At 37.2% G+C, this 785-nt stretch carries 1 protein-coding gene; it reads right to left on the reverse strand.

Translation table 11 applies throughout. The features are described 5' to 3' along the window. Positions 1-44 precede the first annotated feature (44 nt). Positions 45-785, reverse strand: a 741-nt coding sequence (locus tag DN394_RS28690; RefSeq protein WP_149294464.1) for a LysR substrate-binding domain-containing protein, incomplete at its 5' end; no start/stop codon positions are given.

A 785-nucleotide genomic window follows, 5' to 3' on the forward strand; every position in this document is an offset into this window, starting at 1 on the left:
TGCATTTCCGCTTTAGTGTTTAACGAGGTGTACTTTTTAACAAATTAATTAATCTCATCCTCAACTTCTATTCTTTTCTTCTCTCTTGCAATTTTCAAAAACTCTAAAAGTTCTGGATTAGTATTCATTTTTTTGTACGCTACTGACATTTCTGCAACAAAATTAGAATCACATAACTCTTTATATACGACTTCGGTTTTATACAATTTATTCGCCGATACAGGTATTACCGTAATTCCGATTCCTGCCGCTACAAGTCCCATAACTGTTTGATATTCCGTTGCTTCTTGTACAATGTGTGGACTAAATCCTACGTCGCGGCAAAGTGATAAAATTGTATCGTATAACGCTGGCCATACCGGTCTCGTAATAAATACGAACGGTTCGTCTCTTAAATCTTCAATATGTATTTCATCCTTTTCAGCAAGTGGATGTGCCTTCGGTAAACATAACGTACAAGAAAGCTTTTGAATTGGTTCTAACTCTAGTAATTGCGTTGGAATTGGCGGACGCAAAAAGCCAATATCAATACGGTTATCGTGAAGTGCATGCACCTGATCCGGTGTTGACAGTTCATGTAATGCAACAGACACTCTCGGAAATTTCTTTCTATACTCCCTTACGATAGATGGTAAAATATCATATATCGCCGCACCTACAAAACCAATTGAAAGTGAGCCCACTTCTCCCCTTTGGGCACTTTGTGCAACTTCTACTGCTTTATCAATTTGTTCGAACGCTTTTTTTACTTCTTTTAAAAACATTTCTCCAGCTTCTGTTAATTC

The organism is Bacillus sp. BB081 (genome assembly GCF_008368895.1).
In the GTDB taxonomy this organism is placed as follows: Bacteria; Bacillota; Bacilli; order Bacillales; family Bacillaceae_G; genus Bacillus_A; species Bacillus_A wiedmannii.